Below are 19157 nucleotides of genomic sequence, written 5' to 3'. Positions count from 1 at the left end.
TTCAGTGCGCCTCCGTGGGGAACAGTTGCTCGAAGCGGCGGCTGCCGCGGGTGGCGAAGCCCATGCCTTCGCGGGTCACGAAGAACGCCGCGATGCTGTGGCGGTCGGCAAACGCGAGGCCAGCCTCGGGGCCGAGCACCATCAACAGCGTAGACAGTCCATCGGCATTCAGGGCCGACGGGTTGATCACCGTGACCGCTGCCAGGTGATGGGTAATGGGAGCGCCGCTCGTGGGATCGAGGGTATGAGAATACCGCTGTCCACCCCGTTCGAAGTAGTTGCGATAGTCGCCGGAGGTGGAAATACCCATGTCCTGCAGTGCAACAATCTTCTGCGCTACCTGGCGATCATCGCGCGGTGCTTCGATGGCCACGCGCCAGGGGCTGCCGTCGGGCTTGCGGCCGACGGCCTTCATTTCTCCGGTGATCTCCACCAGGGAACTGGTCACGCCCAGCTCGCCCAGCCGCGCGCTGACGCGATCCACGGCGTAGCCGGCGGCGATGGCGTTGAAGTCCAGCTGCACGGCGGCGTCCTTGCACAACTCGTCGCCCTGGCGCTTGAGGTGCTGGTGACCGACATCCGCTCGGGCCATGGCGATGGCCTCGGCGCTGGGCACCTGGTCCCCACGCGATTGCGGGCCGAAGCCCCAGAGGTTGAGCAGCGGCTCCAGGGTCATGTCGAAGGCGCCGTCGCTTTGTGCGGACAGGCTGTCGCCGAAGGCCACCAGCTCCAGCATGGGCGCCGGCAAGGCCATGCAGCTGCCCGCCGGCAGGGCGTTGAAGCGCTCCACGTCGGAGTCGGCTCGGTAGGTGGACATCTGCCGGTCGATCTCGGCGAGGATACCCTCCACTTCGCCCCTCGCCTGCTCCACGGAAGGACCGGACGCGCTGCGCACATACTTCACCGAGTAGCTGCTGCCCATGGTCGGGCCGCCGAACTGCTCCAGGGAATCGCCACAACCGGCCAGCAGGACACTGGCCGAAAGCAGCAGGGCAACAGGTCTAACCACCGAAGTCGTCCAGCAGGATGTTCTCGCGCTCGACGCCCAGGTCCAGCAGCATCTTGATCACTGCTGCGTTCATCATCGGCGGGCCGCACATGTAGAACTCGCAGTCCTCAGGGGCCGGGTGGTCCTTGAGGTAGTTCTCGAACAGCACGTTGTGGATGAAGCCGGTATGGCCGTTCCAGTTGTCCTCGGGCTGCGGGTCGGACAGCGCCAGGTGCCACTGGAAGTTGGGGTTCTCGGCGGCCAGCTGGTCGTACTCCTCTGTGTAGAAGGCCTCGCGCAGGGAACGCGCGCCGTACCAGAAGCTGATTTTGCGCTGGGAGCCCAGGCGCTTGAGCTGGTCGAAAATGTGCGAACGCATGGGAGCCATGCCGGCGCCACCGCCGATGAAGACCATCTCGGCCTGGGTGTCCTTGGCGAAGAACTCGCCGAAGGGGCCGTACACGGTGACCTTGTCGCCCGGCTTGAGGTTGAACACCCAGGAAGACATCTTGCCCGGCGGGATCTCGTCCTTGCCCGGCGGCGGCGAAGCCACGCGGATGTTGAACTTCACGATGCCCTTTTCGTCGGGGTAGTTGGCCATGGAGTAGGCGCGGATGACGGTCTCGTCGACCCTGGAGACATACTTCCAGAAGTTGAACCTGTCCCAGTCGGCCCGGTACTCGGGCTGGATGTCGAAGTCCTTGTAGTGCACCTCGTGGGGCGGACATTCGAGCTGGACGTAGCCACCGGCGCGGAAGTCCACGCTCTCCCCTTCCGGCAGGCGCAGGGTCAGCTCCTTGATGAAGGTGGCGACGTTGGGGTTGGACTCCACCGTGCATTCCCACTTCTTAACGCCGAAGACTTCTTCGGGCACCTCGATGTGCATGTCCTGCTTCACCGGGGTCTGGCAGGACAAACGCCAGCCTTCCTTCGCCTGGCGGCGGGTGAAGTGGGACTCCTCGGTGGGCAGCATCTCGCCGCCGCCGCTCTCCACCACGCACTTGCACTGGGCACAGGTACCGCCGCCGCCGCAGGCTGAGGAGAGGAAGACGTTCTGCGCCGCCAGGGTCTGCAGCAGCTTGCCGCCGGCCGGGACGGTGATGGTGCGCTCGCGGTTGATCACGATGTTCACGTCGCCGCTGGACACCAGCTTGGCGCGGGCGGCGAGGATGACCACCACCAGCGCGAGGACGATGGCGGTGAACATGCCAATGGCGAGGAAGATTTCGAAACTCGGCATGTCGCCTCCTTACAACTGGACGCCCGAGAAGGACATGAACCCCAGCGACATCAGGCCGATGGTGATGAAGGTGATGCCCAGGCCCTGCAGGCCCTCGGGTACATCGCTGTACTTGAGCTTCTCGCGGATGCCGGCGAGCAGCGCGATGGCCAGGGCCCAGGAGAAGCCGGAACCGACGCCGTAGACCACGCTCTCACCCAGGTTGTAGTCGCGCTCCACCATGAACAGCGAGCCGGCCATGATGGCGCAGTTCACCGTGATCAGCGGCAGGAAAACGCCGAGGGCGTTGTAGAGCGAGGGCACGTACTTGTCGAGCAGCATCTCGAGGATCTGCACGATGGCGGCGATCACCCCGATGTAGCTGAGCAGGCCGAGGAACGACAGGTCCACGTCCGGCAGGCCGGCCCACGCCAGCGCGCCGTCCTTGAGCAGGAGGGTGTAGAGCAGGTTGTTGGCCGGCACGGTGATGGCCTGCACCACGATCACGGCGATGCCGAGGCCGATGGCGGTCTCCACCTTCTTGGAAATGGCGATGAAGGTGCACATGCCGAGGAAGAAGGCCAGGGCCATGTTCTCGACGAACACCGCCTTCACGAACAGGCTGATGTAGTGCTCCATCAGTAGGCCTCCTTGTTGGATACCTGGGGCGCGATCTTGAAGGACGGGGCTTCCTTCTGCTCGGTCTTCCAGCTGCGCAGGGCCCAGATGATCAGTCCGATGAGGAAGAAGGCCGAGGGCGGTAGCAGCAGCATGCCGTTGGGCTGGTACCAGCCGCCGTCGTTGATCACCGGGAGGATCTCGTAGCCCAGCAGCTTGCCGGAGCCGAACAGCTCGCGGATCACGCCGAGGACGATGAGCATGGCGCTGTAGCCGAGGCCGTTGCCGATGCCGTCGAAGAACGACAGCACGGGCGGGTTGGCCATGGCGAAGGCTTCGGCGCGGCCCATCACGATGCAGTTGGTGATGATCAGGCCGACGAACACCGAGAGCTGCTTGGACAGGCTGAAGGCATAGGCCTTGAGCACCTGGTCCACCACTATCACCAGCGAGGCGATGATCACCATCTGCACGATCATGCGGATCGAGCTGGGGATCTGGCTGCGGATCATCGAGATGAACAGGTTGGAGAAGCCGGTCACCAGCGTCAGGGCGATGGACATCACCAGCGCGGTCTTCAGGTTGGAGGTGACCGCCAGGGCCGAGCAGATGCCGAGGATCTGCAGGCCGATGGGGTTGTTGTGGAGGATCGGGTCCAGCAGGACCGAGCGGATCGTGGGTTGCGCCATGTTCATGCCTCCCCGTCGTTGAGCTTGGCCAGGAAGGGGCCGAAGCCGTTCTTGCCAAGCCAGAAATGCAGCAGGTTGTTGACGCCCTTGCTGGTCAGCGTGGCGCCGGCCAGGCCGTCGACCTGGTGGTTGGCGTTGGGCGAGCCGGGCTCGACGCTGCCCTTGATGATCTGGATGGCCAGCTGGCCTTGCTCGTCGAACAGGCTCTTGCCGTTCCACAGCGCCTTCCATTTCGGGTTGTCCACCTCGCCGCCGAGGCCGGGCGTCTCGCCGTGCTGGTAGAAGCCGAGGCCGACCACGGTGTCGAGGTCGCCCTTGAGGGCGAGGAAGCCGTACAGGGTCGACCACAGGCCGTAACCGCGCACCGGCAGGATCAGGGTGTCCAGTTGGCCGTCCTTCTCCACCAGGTAGACGGTGGTGAAGCGCTCGCGGCGCTTGATGGAGGCGATGTCCTGGTCACCTGGCAGGGCGTCGGAAAGCTTCGGGTCCTTGGCAGCCTTCAGCGGGTCGAAGCCGGCGGCCTGGATGGCGTCGCTGTATTCGCCGCTGGAGAGGTCCACCACCTTGGCGGTGATGCGCTCGGCATAGAGTGCCTTCACTTCGCTGGCGGACATGCCAGGCTGACCGAGGCCGGCGATGGAGAGGATGCTGCGCTGCTTGTCCAGCTCGCGGTTCTCCACCTGCACCGGTTTGAGGGCTACCGCCCCGCCGGCGACGAAGATGGAGCACACCAGGCAGACCACCAGGGCCACCAGCAGGGTGCGGATCGTGGATTCCTTCTGGTTAGCCATGGCGTGCCAGCCTCCGCTTGATATTGGCCTGGACGACGAAGTGGTCGATCAGCGGTGCACAGAGGTTGGCGAAGAGGATCGCCAGCATCATGCCTTCCGGGAAGGCGGGGTTGACCACGCGGATCAGCACCACCATCAGGCCGATCAGCGCGCCGAACAGCCATTTGCCGGTGTTGGTCATGGAGGCGGACACCGGGTCGGTGGCCATGAACATCATGCCGAAGGCGAAGCCGCCAAGGACCAGGTGCCAGTACCAGGGCATGGCGAACATCGGGTTGGTGTCGGAGCCGATGGTGTTGAACAGCGTGCTGGTGGCGATCATGCCCAGCATCACGCCAGCGACGATGCGCCAGGCGGCGATGCGGGTCAGCAGCAGCACGCCGCCGCCGATGAAGATGGCCAGGGTGCTGGTCTCGCCGATGGAGCCGTGGATGGTGCCGAGGAAGGCGTCCATCCAGGTGATGCCGTGACCGATGATGTTCTCCACGCCACCCGCCGCGCCCAGGCTCAGGGAGGTGGCGCCGGCGAAGCCGTCCACTGCCGTCCACACCGCGTCACCGGAAATCTGCGCCGGGTAGGCGAAGAACAGGAAGGCACGGCCCACCAGGGCGGGGTTGAGGAAGTTCTTGCCGGTGCCGCCGAACACTTCCTTGCCCAGCACCACGCCGAAGCTGATACCGAGGGCCACCTGCCACAGCGGGATGCTCGGTGGCAGGGTCAGGGCGAAGAGCACGGAGGTGACGAAGAAACCTTCGTTCACTTCATGGCGGCGGATGGCAGCGAACAGCACTTCCCAGAAGCCGCCGACGATGAAGGTCACGGCGTAGATGGGCAGGAACCAGGCCGCGCCCTGGATGACGTTGTCCCACAGGCTGTTGGGGTCGAAGCCCGCCAGGCTGCCGATCAGCGCGAAGCGCCAGCCGTCCTGGGCGGCCAGCAGGTCCGGGCTCTGGGCGAACACCAGGTTGGCCTGGTAGCCGACGTTCCACATGCCGAAGAACATCGCCGGGAAAGTGCAGAGCCACACGGTGATCATCATGCGCTTGAGGTCGATGCCGTCGCGCACGTGGGCCGTGGTCCGGGTGACGTTGGCCGGCCGGTAGAAGAAGGTGTCGATCGCTTCGTACAGGGCGTACCACTTCTCGAAGCGGCCACCCTGTTCGAAGTTGTGCTCGATCCGGTCGAGGAATTTGCGCAGGCCCATGTCAGCCCTCCTTCTCGATGCGGTTGAGGTTGTCCCGCAGGATGGGGCCGTACTCGTACTTGCCGGCGCAGACGTAGCTGCACAGCGCCAGGTCTTCCTCGTCCAGTTCCAGGCAGCCCAGCTTCTGGGCCATCTCGGTGTCGCCGACGATGAGGTAGCGCAGCAACTGGGTGGGCAGGATGTCCAGCGGCATCACCGCCTCGTAGTTGCCCACCGGCACCATGGCGCGCGGGCTGCCGTTGGTGCTGGTGCTGAAGGCGAACCGGCGGGCCGCCATCAGCTTGGAGACGAAGACGTTCAGCACCGAGTGCTTGTTCACCCCGGCGCGCAGGTAGTGCAGAAGCTCGCGGTCATGGCCTTCGGCGAGGCAGGACACCTGCAGGTGGTAGCGCCCCAGGTAGGCGCAGGCGCCACGGGAGGTGCGCCCGCCCAGCAGGGAGCCGGACACCACGCGGTTGACGCCGGGCTTGAGCTCGCCGGCGGTCAGCTCGTCGAGGCTCGCGCCCAGGCGGGTGGCCAGCAGACGCGGCTTCTCCACCACCGGGCCGGCCAGGGCCACGACGCGCTCGCCCCACAGGCGGCCGGTGGCGAACAGCTTGCCGACGGCGATCACGTCCTGGTAGCCGATGTGCCACACGCTCTTGGTGGCGCTGACCGGGTCGAGGAAGTGGATGTGGGTGCCCGGAAGACCCGCCGGATGCGGGCCGGAGAAGGTCTCGGTACGCACACCGGTCAACTGCTCACCCGGCAGGCTGGCCCCGTCGGCCTTGCACAGGAATACCCGGCCCAGGCGCGCCAACACCTTGAGGCCGCGCTCGAAGTCGGCGGCGTGGGCGGCGATGATCGGCTGTGGGTCGGCGGCCAGCGGATGGGTATCGAGGGCGGTGACGAAGATCGAGCTGGGAACGGCATCGACGGCCGGCACCCGGCTGAACGGGCGCGTGCGCAGTGCGGTCCAGAGGCCCGAACGCTGCAGGTTGTCCCGCACGGCCTGGGGCTCGAGGGCATCCAGGGCGTTGTCCGGGCAGGTGTCGAAGAGGACTTCGTCATCGCCGTCCACATCGATCACCACCGACTGCAGCACGCGCTGCTCGCCGCGATGGATGGCCGAGACCACGCCTGCCGCCGGGGCGGTGAATATCACGCCGGGGTTCTTCTTGTCGGCGAACAGGGCCTGGCCCAGCTTCACCCGGTCGCCGACCTGCACCTGCATGGTGGGCTTCATGCCGTGGTAGTCGAAGCCGATCACGGCCACGCTACGCACGGCCCGTGCAGCCTCGATGCGCTGCTCAGGCTGGCCTGCGATGGGCAGGTCCAACCCCCGTCTGATTCTTGTCATGTCTCTCGCCTGAACCTTGAGAAGGGTTTCGTCCCGGTGTGGAACAGTAGCCGCCAAACGCCAGGCAGGCGCCGGATCGAACTCCAGCACGCGGCAGGGCCCCGGGACGAGAACCGCGCATTATAAAGAGGCGACTTCCCAAGCGGCCACTGAAAGTCCTGAAATTTCCGACTGTTAGCGCTATTTGGGCAACTGGAAGTCAGCCAGCGGACGAACGGTCACAGCCCGCCGCACCAAGAAAAACGGGGGCCGCAGCCCCCGTTTCCGACATTACGAGCGAGGGCCCGCGGAGCGTCGGATGGCGTAGCAGATGGCGATGAAGCCGAGCCAGAAGGGAATGGCGTACACCGACACGTTGATGCCGGGGATCATCAGCATCACGCCGAGGATCAGCGCCACGAAGGCCAAGCACAGGTAGTTGCTGAAGGGGTACCAGAGCGACTTGAAGAACGGCTCGATGCCCTGGCGCTGCAGGGACTTGCGGAACATCAGGTGCGACAGGCTGATCATCGCCCAGTTGATCACCAGGGCCGCGACCACCAGCGCCATCAGCAGCTCGAGAGCCTTCTGCGGCGCCACGTAGTTGACCACCACGCAGAGCAGGGTCACCAGCGCGGACACAGCGATGCCCAGCACCGGCACGCCACGGCGGTTGACCTTCATCAGCGCCTTGGGCGCATCGCCCTGCTCGGCCAGGCCGTAGAGCATGCGGCTGTTGCAGTAGACGCCGCTGTTGTAGACCGACAGCGCGGCGGTCAGCACCACGAAGTTGAGGATGTGCGCGGCCAGGTCGCTGCCGATCAGCGAGAAGATCTGCACGAAGGGGCTGCCGCTGTAGGGGTCGCCGGCGGCGCCCAGGGTTTCCAGCAGCTTGTCCCAGGGGTAGAGCATCAGCAGCACGCTGAGGGCGCCGATGTAGAAGATCAGGATGCGCCAGATCACCTGGTTGATCGCCTTGGGGATCACCTTCTTCGGCTCGCTGGCCTCGGCAGCGGTGATGCCCACCAGCTCCAGGCCACCGAAGGAGAACATGATGATCGCCAGGACCATCACCAGCCCTTCCAGGCCATTGGGGAAGAAGCCGCCATGGCTCCACAGGTTGCTCACCGCCGCCTGCTCGCCACCGGCGCCGCTAATCAGCAGGTAGAGACCGAGCACGATCATGCCGATGATCGCCACCACCTTGATCAGCGCGAACCAGAATTCGGTCTCACCGAAGGCACGGACGTTGGACAGGTTGATCAGGTTGATCAGCACGAAGAACGCCGCCGCCGTGGCCCAGGTCGGCACCTCCGGCCACCAGAACTGCACGTACTTGCCCACCGCCGTCAGCTCGGCCATGCCCACCAGCACATACAGCACCCAGTAGTTCCAGCCGGACAGGAAACCCGCGTAGCCGCCCCAGTACTTGTGGGCGAAGTGGCTGAAGGAACCGGCCACGGGCTCCTCGACGATCATCTCGCCGAGCTGGCGCATGATCAGGAAGGCGATGAAGCCGGCGATGGCGTAGCCGAGGATCATCGACGGGCCAGCGGATTTGAGCACCCCGGCCGAGCCGAGGAAGAGTCCGGTGCCGATGGCGCCGCCAAGGGCGATCAGCTGGATATGGCGATTTTCCAGGCCGCGCTTGAGCGAGCCGGCGTGCAGCTGTTGTCCGTCCATCAAGGGATATCCAAACAGAAGGTGGGTAAAGCGATTACAGACCTAAAAATGAAAAACGGGAGCCCGAAAGCTCCCGTTCTTTTCACCGTGGTATCAGCGGGGGAAGGCAGGCGGGTTGACCCCGGCCATGTCTTCCATCACGCGGACCACCTGGCAACTGTAGCCGAACTCGTTGTCGTACCACACGTAGAGCACGACGCGGTTGTCGTTGACGATGGTCGCCTCGGCATCCACGACGCCGGCATGGCGCGAACCGACGAAGTCGGTGGAGACCACTTCCTGCGAGCTGACGAAGTCGATCTGCTTCTGCAGGTCGGAGTGCATGGCCATCTGGCGCAGGTACTCGTTGATCTCCTCGCGGGTGGTGGCCTTTTCCAGGTTCAGGTTGAGGATGGCCATCGACACGTTCGGCGTCGGTACGCGAATGGCGTTGCCGGTCAGCTTGCCCTTCAGTACCGGCAGGGCCTTGGCGGCAGCGGTGGCGGCACCGGTCTCGGTGATCACCATGTTCAGCGGCGCGCTGCGACCACGGCGATCGCCCTTGTGGAAGTTGTCGATCAGGTTCTGGTCGTTGGTGTACGAGTGAACGGTTTCGACGTGGCCGTTGACGATGCCGTACTGATCGTTGACAGCCTTGAGCACCGGCACGATGGCGTTGGTGGTGCAGGAGGCGGCCGAGATGATCTTGTCTTCAGCGGTGATTTCGGTGTGGTTGATGCCGTGCACGATGTTCTTCAGCGCGCCCTTGCCGGGTGCGGTCAGAACCACGCGATCGACACCCGGGCAGCTCAGGTGCTGGCCCAGGCCCTCGGCATCACGCCATACGCCGGTGTTGTCGACCAGCAGGGCGTTCTTGATGCCGTACTGGGTGTAGTCGACTTCGGTCGGCGACTTGGCGTAGATCACCTGGATCAGGTTGCCGTTGGCGGTCAGGGTGTTGTTTTCTTCGTCGATGGTGATGGTGCCATCGAACTTGCCGTGTACCGAGTCGCGACGCAGCAGGCTGGCGCGCTTGACCAGGTCGTTGCTGGCGCCCTTGCGCACGACGATGGCGCGCAGACGCAGGCCGTCGCCACCACCGGTTTTCTCGATCAGGATGCGCGCCAGCAGGCGGCCGATGCGGCCGAAGCCGTACAGGACGACGTCGGTGCCTTCGCGGGCCGCGCTGTTCTGCTTGCCGACCACGTCAGCCAGCTCGTCCTTGACGAACTGCTCGACGGCACGGCCATTGCCTTCGGTCTTGAACTTGCTGGCCATCTTGCCCAGGTCCACGGAGGCCGCGCCCAGCTTGAGCTCGCTCATGGCCTTGAGGATCGGGAAGGTGTCATGGACCGACAGTTCGCTGTCGTCAGCCAGGCGGTGACGGGCGAAACGGTGGGCCTTGAGAATGTCGATCACCGAACGGTTGATCAGACCACGGCCATAGATCGAGGTCACCACGCTGTTGTTACGGTAGAGCTGGCCAATCAACGGAATCATCGCTTCCGCGAGGGCTTCACGATCGATCCACTCACCGAGACACTGGTCGGGCTTCTGAGTCACGGGCAGTACCTTCCACTATGTAGGGGCTGAAAAAAGGGGCTACATTATGACGGCGCGCGCAAGCGGCGGCAATCTGCAGCGGACGTAAGACTGACATCCGTCAGTCGGGATAGTTACAATCGCCCGGGTCCATTTTCCGACCGGAGCCTCCTTTGCCCGAGTCCGTCCTGCGTCTCCCGTCCCTGCCCACCGCTGCTGGCAAGCAGCAGTGGAGCAATCTCCCCGGCGCCGCCCTCAGCCTGGCGATAGCCGAAGCTGCCAGCGCGGCCAAACGCTTCACCCTGCTGCTGACCGCCGACAGCCAGAGCGCCGAGCGCCTGGAACAGGAGCTGAGCTTCTTCGCGCCGTCCCTGCCCGTGCTGCACTTCCCCGACTGGGAAACGCTGCCCTACGACCTGTTCTCGCCGCACCAGGACATCATCTCCCAGCGCATCGCCAGCCTCTATCGCCTGCCAGGGCTGACCCACGGCGTGCTGGTGGTGCCCATCACCACCGCCCTGCACCGCCTGGCCCCGACGCGCTTCCTGCTGGGTTCGAGCCTGGTGCTGGACGTTGGCCAGAAGCTCGATGTCGAACAGATGCGCAGCCGCCTGGAGGCCGCCGGCTACCGCTGCGTGGACACCGTCTACGAACACGGCGAATTCGCCGTGCGTGGCGCGCTGATCGACCTGTTCCCCATGGGCAGCGACGCGCCCTTCCGCATCGACCTGTTCGATGACGAGATCGAGACCCTGCGTACCTTCGACCCGGAAACCCAGCGCTCGGTGGACAAGGTGGAGTCGATCCGCCTGCTGCCGGCCCGCGAGTTCCCCCTGGACAAGAAGGCCGTGACCGACTTCCGCGGCCGCTTCCGCGAGCGCTTCGACGTCGACTTCCGTCGCTGCCCCATCTACCAGGACCTGGCCAGCGGCATTACCCCGGCCGGCATCGAGTACTACCTGCCGCTGTTCTTCGAGGAAAGCGCCACCCTCTTCGACTACCTGCCGGCCGACACCCAGGTGTTTTCCCTGCCCGGCATCGAGCAGGCTGCGGAGCAGTTCTGGAACGATGTGCGCAACCGCTACGAAGAGCGCCGCGTCGACCCGGAACGCCCGCTGGTCCCGCCCGCCGAGCTGTTCCTGCCGGTGGAGGACTGCTTCGCCCGCCTCAAGGGCTCGCCACGGGTCGTGGTCAGCCAGGAGGACCAGGGCACAGGCGTGGGCCGCGAACGCTTCCCCGCCCGCCCACTGCCAACACTGGCCATCGAAGCCAAGGCCAGCGAGCCCCTGGCCGCGCTGCGTCGCTTCCTCGAAGAATTCCCGGGCCGCGTGCTGTTCAGTGCCGAATCCGCCGGCCGCCGCGAAGTGCTGCTGGAATTGCTCGCCCGCCTCAAGCTGCGCCCGCAGGAAGTCGGCGGCTGGCCGGAATTCGTCACCAGCAAGGAACGCCTGGCCATCACCATCGCCCCCCTCGACGAAGGGCTGCTGCTGGATGACCCGGGCCTGGCGCTGATCGCCGAAAGCCCGCTGTTCGGCCAGCGCGTGATGCAGCGCCGCCGCCGCGACCGTCGCGGCGACGGTGGCGACAACGTCATCAAGAACCTCGCCGAGCTGCGTGAAGGCGCGCCGGTGGTGCATATCGACCACGGCGTCGGCCGCTACCTGGGGTTGATCACCCTGGAGATAGAAGGCCAGGCCGCGGAATTCCTCGCCCTGCAGTACGCCGAGGAGGCCAAGCTCTACGTGCCGGTGGCCAGCCTGCACCTGATCGCCCGCTACACCGGCAGCGACGACGCCCTCGCCCCGCTGCACCGCCTGGGCTCGGAAACCTGGCAGAAGGCCAAGCGCAAGGCCGCCGAACAAGTGCGCGACGTCGCCGCCGAGCTGCTGGACATCTACGCCCGCCGTGCCGCCCGCGAAGGCTATGCCTTCAAGGACCCGATGGCCGACTACGCGACCTTCTCCGCCGGTTTCCCCTTCGAGGAAACGCCGGACCAGCAGACCGCCATCGAGGCCGTGGTGGCCGACATGCTCGCGCCCAAGCCGATGGACCGCCTGGTGTGCGGCGACGTCGGCTTCGGCAAGACCGAAGTCGCCATGCGCGCCGCCTTCGTCGCCGTGCACAGCGGCAAGCAGGTGGCCGTGCTGGTGCCCACCACCCTCCTCGCCCAGCAGCACTACAACAGCTTCCGCGACCGCTTCGCCGACTGGCCGGTGACGGTCGAGGTGATGAGCCGCTTCAAGTCGGCCAAGGAAGTGGAAGGCGCCGCGCAGGAGCTGGCCGAAGGCAAGGTCGATATCGTCATCGGCACCCACAAGCTGCTGCAGGACGACATCAAGTTCAAGAATCTGGGCCTGGTCATCATCGACGAGGAGCACCGCTTCGGCGTACGTCAGAAGGAACAGCTCAAGGCCCTGCGCAGCGAGGTGGATATCCTCACCCTGACCGCCACGCCGATCCCGCGGACCCTGAACATGGCCGTGGCCGGCATGCGCGACCTGTCGATCATCGCCACGCCACCCGCACGCCGCCTCTCGGTGCGCACCTTCGTCATGGAGCAGCAGAACACCGTGATCAAGGAAGCCCTGCTGCGAGAGCTGCTGCGGGGCGGCCAGGTCTATTACCTGCACAACGAAGTGAAGAGCATCGAGAAATGCGCCGCCGACCTGGCGGAGCTGGTGCCCGAGGCACGCATCGGCATCGGCCACGGGCAGATGCACGAGCGCGAACTCGAACAGGTGATGAGCGACTTCTACCACAAGCGCTTCAACGTGCTGATCGCCTCGACCATCATCGAGACCGGCATCGACGTGCCCAGCGCCAACACCATCATCATCGAGCGCGCCGACAAATTCGGCCTGGCCCAGCTGCACCAGCTGCGTGGCCGCGTCGGCCGTAGCCACCACCAGGCCTACGCCTACCTGCTGACGCCCCCGCGCAAGCAGATGACGCCCGACGCCGAGAAGCGCCTGGAGGCCATCGCCAACGCCCAGGACCTGGGCGCCGGCTTCGTCCTCGCCACGCATGACCTGGAGATCCGCGGCGCCGGCGAATTGCTCGGCGACGGCCAGAGCGGGCAGATCCAGGCGGTGGGCTTCACCCTCTATATGGAAATGCTCGAGCGCGCGGTCAAGGCCATCCGCAAGGGCGAACAGCCGAACCTGGAACAGCCGCTGGGCGGCGGCCCGGAGATCAACCTGCGCCTGCCCGCACTGATCCCCGAGGACTATCTGCCCGACGTGCACGCGCGCCTGATCCTCTACAAGCGCATCGCCTCGGCCGCCGACGAGGACGGCCTGAAGGAACTGCAGGTGGAAATGATCGACCGCTTCGGCCTGCTGCCCGAGCCGACCAAGAACCTGGTGCGCCTGACCCTGCTGAAACTGCAGGCGGAAAAGCTCGGCATCAAGAAAGTGGACGCCGGCCCGCAAGGTGGTCGGATAGAATTCGCCGCCGACACCTGCGTCGACCCGCTGGTGCTGATCAAGCTGATCCAGAGCCAGCCCAAGCGCTACAAGTTCGAAGGGGCCACGCTGTTCCGCTTCCAGGTACCGATGGAGCGCCCGGAAGAACGCTTCAATACACTCGAGGCGCTGTTCGAGCGTCTGACTCCGTAATCCGCTTAAAGGACTGATCCATGCGTGCGTTCCGTTTCCTCGCCCTGATGCTTGCCCTGCTGGCCCCCAGCGCCTTCGCCGACGGGCTCTACCAGGTCGAGCTGATCCTCTTCCGCCAGTCGGGTGACGCCACCCCGGCCAGCCAGCCGGCCCCGGACGACTGGGCCAACGGCGCCCAGGGCCTGGACAGCGTCGGCGAGCGCGCCACCGCACTCAATGGCGAAGCCGCCAAGCTCAACGCCGGCAATGGCTACCAGGTGCTGCTGCACAAGGCCTGGTCGCAGAGCGTCGGCGCCAATCCCAGCCGCGTGGCCATCAGCACCGGTGACCAGCAACTGGGCCACTTCCCGGTCGAAGGCACCGTGACCCTGTCCCAGGTGCGCTACACCGATGTCGCCGTCGATTTCTGGGTCAACCAGTTCGATGGCAGCGGCCTGCTCAGCGGCAGCGAGCGCATCAAGCAGGGCACCCGCCTGAAGAATGGCGAGCTGACCTACCTCGATCACTCCAGCCTGGGCGTCCTGATCCGCATCAGCCCGCTCTGAGCCACGTGCCGACACTGCTCGAACACCTGCGCCAGCACGACTGGCAGCAGGACTTCGACCCGGGCGCGCTGCAGCGCGGCGCGAGCTATGCCCGCCAGCGCCTGGCGCGCCTGACGGCGATGGACGACACCCTGCTGCAATCCAGCTGCGCCGGCTCGGGCGACAACCGCTACCAGCAGAACATCCGCCTGGCGCCCCACGGGCTCGGGGTTATCGGCCGCTGCAGCTGCCCGGTCGGCATCAACTGCAAACACTGCGTGGCCGCCATCTTACAGGTCCTGGCGGAAGGGCCACCGAGCGCGCGCCCCGAACGACTGGTGCCGGCCTCCGAGCCGCCGGTGGTCAGGCGCGTGCTCAAGGACATCCAGCCGCGCCCGTTGCTGACCCTGGGCAGCCTGGCGCAGAGCCTCTACGACCTGCGCAGCGGGCGCATGGTCGGCAGCCAGCAGCACCGTGCCGGGCTGGCCTTCGACTACGCCGGCATCACCACCCGCGGCAAGAACAGCCGCCAGCCCGCCGTCAGCAAGCGCCAGGGCGAGCTGCTGGAAGTGCAGCGCCAACCGGCCACCGAAGAAGCCCTGCGCGAGCGCCTGCGCCAGCTCGGCTTCAAGGAATCCCTGCGCCAGAGCCTGGCGCTGCCGAGCGACCTCTACGAACTCTTCGAACTGCCTGGCGACAGCGCCTGGCAGCGCTTCATGAACAAGGGCCTGCCGGAACTGCGTGCCGAGGGCTGGGAAGTGGACATCCGCCCCGGCTTCCATTTCGACCTGTCCAGCGTGGACGGCTGGTACGCCGAACTCGAAGAAGAGCCTGGGCAGCACTGGTTCGACCTGGAGCTGGGCATCGTCGTCGAAGGGCAACGCATCAGCCTGCTGCCCATCCTGCTGCGGTTGATCCAGCAAAACCCCAAGCTGCTCAGCCCGAAAAGCCTGCAGAAGCGCCGCGACGACGAGCACCTGCGCCTGCAACTGGACACCCTCGGGGCCGATACCGGCCGCCCCCTGCAGGTGGTCCTGCCCTTCGGTCGCCTCAAGCCGTTGCTGGCGACCCTGGGCGAGCTCTACCTGCGCGACCGCCCGGAAGGCCGCAGCCTGCGCCTGAGCCTGCCCGACGCGGCGCGACTGAACCAGCTCGACGAACTGGAGCTGGATTGGCAGGGCGGCGAGCGCCTGCGCAGCTTCGCCGAGCGCCTGCGCGACAGCCGGCAAACCCGCCACGAGCCCCCTGCCGGCCTGCAGGCCGAGCTGCGCAGCTACCAGCTGCAGGGCCTGGCCTGGCTGCAGAGCCTGCGCGAGCTGGGTGCCGGCGGCGTGCTGGGCGACGACATGGGCCTGGGCAAGACCCTGCAGACCCTGGCCCACCTGCTGACCGAGAAGAACGCCGGGCGCCTCGACCGCCCCGCCCTGGTGGTGATGCCCACCAGCCTGATTCCCAACTGGCAGGACGAAGCCATGCGCTTCGCCCCGGACCTGCGCGTACTGGCCCTGCACGGCCCGAACCGCAAGAAGGATTTCGAACGCCTGGGCGACTTCGACCTGCTGCTGACCACCTACGCCCTGCTGCCCCGCGACCTCGCCGCCTGGAAGGGACAACCGCTGCACCTGCTGGTGCTGGACGAGGCGCAGAACATCAAGACGCCCACCAGCAAGGCCGCCCAGGCGGTGCGTCAGCTCGAGGCCCGGCAGCGCCTGTGCCTGTCCGGTACGCCGCTGGAAAACCACCTGGGCGAACTCTGGTCGCTGTTCCACTTCCTCATGCCCGGCTGGCTAGGCGATGCCAAGCAGTTCGCCCGCGACTACCGCACGCCCATCGAGAAGCGCGGCGACACCGAACGCCTCGCCCACCTCAACGGCCGCATCCGCCCCTTCCTGCTGCGCCGCACCAAGGAATCGGTGGCCACCGAGCTGCCCGCCAAGACCGAGATCGTCCAGCGGGTGGAACTCAGCGAAGGCCAGCGCGACCTGTACGAAACGGTGCGCCTGGCGATGGACCAGAAGGTCCGTGCGGAAATCCAGGACAAGGGCATGGCGCGTAGCCAGATGGTGATACTCGAGGCGCTGCTGAAACTGCGCCAGACCTGCTGCGACCTGCGCCTGGTGGAGCACGAGCGCGCCCGCCCCTTGCGCGGCAGCACCTCGGGCAAGCTGGACAGCCTGATGGAAATGCTGGTGGAGCTGTTCGCCGAAGGCCGCAAGGTGCTGCTGTTCTCCCAGTTCACCAGCATGCTGGAACTGATCGAGGCGGAACTGCAGCAGCGCGGCATCGATTACCTGATCCTCACCGGCTCCACCCGCGACCGCCGCACACCGGTGAAGCGCTTCCAGGACGGCGAAGTGCCGCTGTTCCTGATCAGCCTCAAGGCGGGCGGCACCGGCCTCAACCTCACCGCAGCCGACACTGTGATCCACTACGACCCCTGGTGGAACCCGGCCGCCGAACGCCAGGCCACCGACCGCGCCTACCGCATCGGCCAGGACAAGCCGGTGTTCGTCTACAAGCTGATCGCCCGGGGCACGGTGGAAGAGAAGATCCAGCAGTTGCAGCAGCGCAAGGCGCTGCTGGCCGAGGGCATTCTCGGGCAGAGCGAAGGGGCTGACTGGCAGCTGCGCGAAGAGGACCTCGACGCCCTCTTCGCCCCCCTGCCGAAAGCCTGAAGCCCGATCAGCCCTTGAACAGCAGGGCCAGCGCTTCGCGCACCTTGCCGATACCTTCAGCCAGGGCGGCCTCGATCTCGTCCATGGTGATGATGCCGCTGGACTTGCCGGCAGCCGGGTTGACCACCAGGGAAATGCACGCGTAGGGCAGGTCCAGCTCACGGGCGAGCACCGCCTCGGGCATGCCGGTCATCCCCACCAGGTCGCAGCCATCGCGCTCCATGCGGGCGATCTCGGCCACGGTCTCCAGGCGCGGGCCCTGGGTGCAGCCGTAGACGCCCTCGGCGCTGTAGGCGTGCCCGGTCTTGGCGAGCGCCGCCAGCAGCTTCTGCCGCAGCGCCTCGTCATAGGGGTGGCTGAAGTCGATGTGGGTGACGTGATCCAGCTCGCCTTCGAAGAAGGTGTCGGTGCGGCCGTGGGTGTAGTCGATCAACTGATGGGGCACAACCAGGTGCCCGGTACCCATGGTGGGGTGGATGCCACCGACGGCGTTGACCGCGATCACCGCCTGGGCGCCGGATTGCTTGAGGGCCCAGAGGTTGGCGCGGTAGTTGACCTGGTGCGGGGGAATGCGGTGCGGGTGGCCGTGGCGGGCGAGGAACAGCAGGTCACGCCCGGCATAGTCGCCCTGGACGATGCCCGCCGAGGGCGCGCCATAGGGCGTCTCGGGGTTGAGCAGCGCCTTCATGGTCAGGCCTTCGAGCTGGGTGAGGCCGGTACCACCGATAATCGCGTAAACGGTCATGTCGCTTCCTTCAGTCGATCAGCTGGGCTTCGCGCAGGGCGGCGATTGCCGATTGCCAGCGCGGGTCTTGACGGTATTCGGTGCCGGGGAAGGCACGGCGACGCATGCGTTCGAGCTGCGCAGGCGGGGTCACACGCAACTGCTGCAGGCGCGACAGGGCCAGCTCGGCCGAGGCGCGGTCGTTGCACACCAGCCCCATGTCGCAGCCGGCGCTCAGCGCGGCCTCGATGCGCTCGGCGGCATCACCCACCACGTGGGCGCCGGCCATGGACAGGTCATCACTGAAGATCACCCCGGAGTATTTCAATTCGCCCCGCAGGATGTCCTGCAACCAGCGCTTCGAGAAGCCGGCGGGCTGCGGGTCGACCTGGGGATAGATGACATGGGCGGGCATCATGCCGTCCAGCTCCGGGGCCAGGCGCGCGAAGGGCACGAGGTCCGTGGCGCGGATCTGCTCCAGGCTGCGTTCATCGGTGGGAATGGCCACGTGGGAGTCCGCTTCGGCCCAGCCATGGCCGGGGAAGTGCTTGCCGGTGGCAGCCATGCCGGCGGCACGCAATCCACGGATGAAGGCACCCGCCAGCACGGCGGCGCGCTGTGGGTCGCCTTCAAAGGCACGGCTGCCGACCACCGCGCTGCGCTGGTGGTCGAGGTCGAGCACGGGCGCGAAGCTGATGTCCAGGCCAACGGCGAGCACCTCGGTGGCCATCAGCCAACCGCAATGCTCGGCCAGGGCTTCAGCGTTATCGTTGTCCGCCAGGGCACGCATGGCCGGCAGGCGCACGAAGCCGTTGCGCAGGCGCTGTACGCGACCGCCCTCCTGGTCGACGGCGAGGATCAGGTCAGGGCGCACCGCGCGGATGGACGCGCACAGCTCGCGCACCTGGCGCGGGTCCTCGATATTGCGGGCGAAAATGATCAGGCCGGCCACTTCCGGTTGCCGCAGGATCTGCCGATCTTCAGCGGTCAGCCAAGTGCCGCCGATGTCCAGCATCAGGGAGCCTTGCATGGGATTTCCTTAGGAGAGTTCGGCCACGGACCACTCGGGACGAGGTGCTTCGTCTATCAGAACAGCACAGTGGACGGGCACGCGGGGGAAGAGTTCAAGCAGGTCGGCATTGCGCAGGCGCACACAGCCATGGGACAGCGGCACGCCCATGGGTTCGCTGTCCGGCGTGCCGTGCAAATAGATATAGCGACGCATACTGTCGACCTTGCCGAGGCGGTTGCGCCCGGGCTCGCGGCCGCTCAGCCAGAGGATGCGGCTGAGTATCCAGTCGCGTCCGGGAAACTGGGCATGCAGATCCGGCGTCCAGGTCTCGCCGGTCCAACGCCTGCCACGCAGTACAGCCCCCTGCGGCAACCCCTCACCGATCTTCGCGCGCACCTGGTGAAGGCCGCGCGGGGTGCAATTGGAGCCAGTGAGTTCACCGGCGCCATTGAGCGCGGTGGAGACGGGAAGGCGCAGCACCAGACGCTCTCCGGCAAAGCCGTAGAGGCGCTGGTCAGCGATTGAGACATGGAGTAGATCGAGGTCGGACATGGGGCGCTAGCTTAGCCGATCC

15 protein-coding genes are annotated in these 19157 nt (G+C 66.1%); 3 read left to right on the top strand and 12 right to left on the bottom strand.

The window, feature by feature from the left end:
• Position 1: 1 nt before the first annotated feature.
• From PI990_RS09910 to PI990_RS09870, 9 genes are all read right to left on the bottom strand, one after another.
• Positions 2-1009, bottom strand: coding sequence for an FAD:protein FMN transferase (locus PI990_RS09910; RefSeq protein ID WP_271660503.1), 1008 nt, complete (start codon positions 1007-1009; stop codon positions 2-4).
• A complete protein-coding gene (gene nqrF / locus PI990_RS09905) occupies positions 1002-2228 on the bottom strand; it encodes an NADH:ubiquinone reductase (Na(+)-transporting) subunit F (RefSeq protein ID WP_021219521.1) in 1227 nt (408 codons plus the stop codon). Before nqrF ends, PI990_RS09910 begins: the two co-directional genes overlap by 8 nt.
• A 9-nt stretch (positions 2229-2237) precedes the next feature.
• Positions 2238-2846 (bottom strand): NADH:ubiquinone reductase (Na(+)-transporting) subunit E, encoded by a 609-nt coding sequence (gene nqrE, locus PI990_RS09900; protein ID WP_021219522.1) that lies wholly within the window; start codon positions 2844-2846, stop codon positions 2238-2240.
• Positions 2846-3520, bottom strand: coding sequence for an NADH:ubiquinone reductase (Na(+)-transporting) subunit D (locus PI990_RS09895; RefSeq protein WP_184489235.1), 675 nt, complete (start codon positions 3518-3520; stop codon positions 2846-2848). Before PI990_RS09895 ends, nqrE begins: the two co-directional genes overlap by 1 nt.
• Positions 3517-4305, bottom strand: a complete 789-nt coding sequence (locus PI990_RS09890) for a Na(+)-translocating NADH-quinone reductase subunit C (protein WP_271660502.1) — start codon at positions 4303-4305, stop codon at positions 3517-3519. The genes PI990_RS09895 and PI990_RS09890 overlap by 4 nt, the downstream gene beginning before the upstream one ends.
• Complete coding sequence (locus PI990_RS09885) at positions 4298-5509, bottom strand: NADH:ubiquinone reductase (Na(+)-transporting) subunit B (RefSeq protein WP_271660501.1); 1212 nt, start codon at positions 5507-5509, stop codon at positions 4298-4300. The genes PI990_RS09890 and PI990_RS09885 overlap by 8 nt, the downstream gene beginning before the upstream one ends.
• A gap of 1 nt (position 5510) precedes the next feature.
• Positions 5511-6848, bottom strand: coding sequence for a Na(+)-translocating NADH-quinone reductase subunit A (locus PI990_RS09880; RefSeq protein ID WP_271660500.1), 1338 nt, complete (start codon positions 6846-6848; stop codon positions 5511-5513).
• Positions 6849-7118: 270 nt separating this feature from the next.
• The gene (locus PI990_RS09875; RefSeq protein ID WP_021219527.1) at positions 7119-8510 is read right to left on the bottom strand and encodes an amino acid permease; all 1392 of its coding nucleotides are present in this window, start codon (positions 8508-8510) and stop codon (positions 7119-7121) included.
• A gap of 93 nt (positions 8511-8603) precedes the next feature.
• On the bottom strand, positions 8604-10052 hold the full coding sequence (locus PI990_RS09870) for a glyceraldehyde-3-phosphate dehydrogenase (protein WP_271660499.1): 1449 nt from the start codon (positions 10050-10052) through the stop codon (positions 8604-8606).
• A 152-nt stretch (positions 10053-10204) separates the two neighbouring features.
• On the opposite strand from PI990_RS09870, the gene mfd reads away from it, so the two are divergent.
• The 3 genes from mfd to PI990_RS09855 all read left to right on the top strand — a co-directional run bounded on the left by mfd (position 10205) and on the right by PI990_RS09855 (position 16847).
• Positions 10205-13648 carry a transcription-repair coupling factor gene (mfd, locus tag PI990_RS09865; protein ID WP_271660498.1) on the top strand — a complete coding sequence of 1148 codons (3444 nt, stop codon included), beginning with the start codon at positions 10205-10207 and terminating at the stop codon, positions 13646-13648.
• A 20-nt stretch (positions 13649-13668) separates the two neighbouring features.
• A complete protein-coding gene (locus PI990_RS09860; protein ID WP_021219530.1) occupies positions 13669-14193 on the top strand; it encodes a CsiV family protein in 525 nt (174 codons plus the stop codon).
• 119 nt (positions 14194-14312) lie between these two features.
• Positions 14313-16847 (top strand): DEAD/DEAH box helicase, encoded by a 2535-nt coding sequence (locus PI990_RS09855; protein WP_442969333.1) that lies wholly within the window; start codon positions 14313-14315, stop codon positions 16845-16847.
• 7 nt (positions 16848-16854) lie between these two features.
• Here PI990_RS09855 and PI990_RS09850 read toward each other — a convergent pair whose 3' ends face one another.
• From PI990_RS09850 to PI990_RS09840, 3 genes are read right to left on the bottom strand one after another with little or no spacing between them, the layout of a single operon-like run.
• On the bottom strand, positions 16855-17592 hold the full coding sequence (locus tag PI990_RS09850; RefSeq protein ID WP_043243925.1) for an S-methyl-5'-thioinosine phosphorylase: 738 nt from the start codon (positions 17590-17592) through the stop codon (positions 16855-16857).
• Between the two features lie 10 nt (positions 17593-17602).
• On the bottom strand, positions 17603-18601 hold the full coding sequence (gene nagZ / locus PI990_RS09845; protein WP_271660496.1) for a beta-N-acetylhexosaminidase: 999 nt from the start codon (positions 18599-18601) through the stop codon (positions 17603-17605).
• A gap of 9 nt (positions 18602-18610) precedes the next feature.
• Positions 18611-19135 (bottom strand): L,D-transpeptidase, encoded by a 525-nt coding sequence (locus PI990_RS09840; RefSeq protein ID WP_271660495.1) that lies wholly within the window; start codon positions 19133-19135, stop codon positions 18611-18613.
• Positions 19136-19157 lie beyond the last annotated feature (22 nt).

The sequence above is a fragment of the Pseudomonas sp. TUM22785 genome, assembly GCF_028198105.1.
GTDB lineage: Bacteria > Pseudomonadota > Gammaproteobacteria > Pseudomonadales > Pseudomonadaceae > Metapseudomonas > Metapseudomonas solani.
This window is presented reverse-complemented; position numbering and strand designations above follow the sequence as displayed.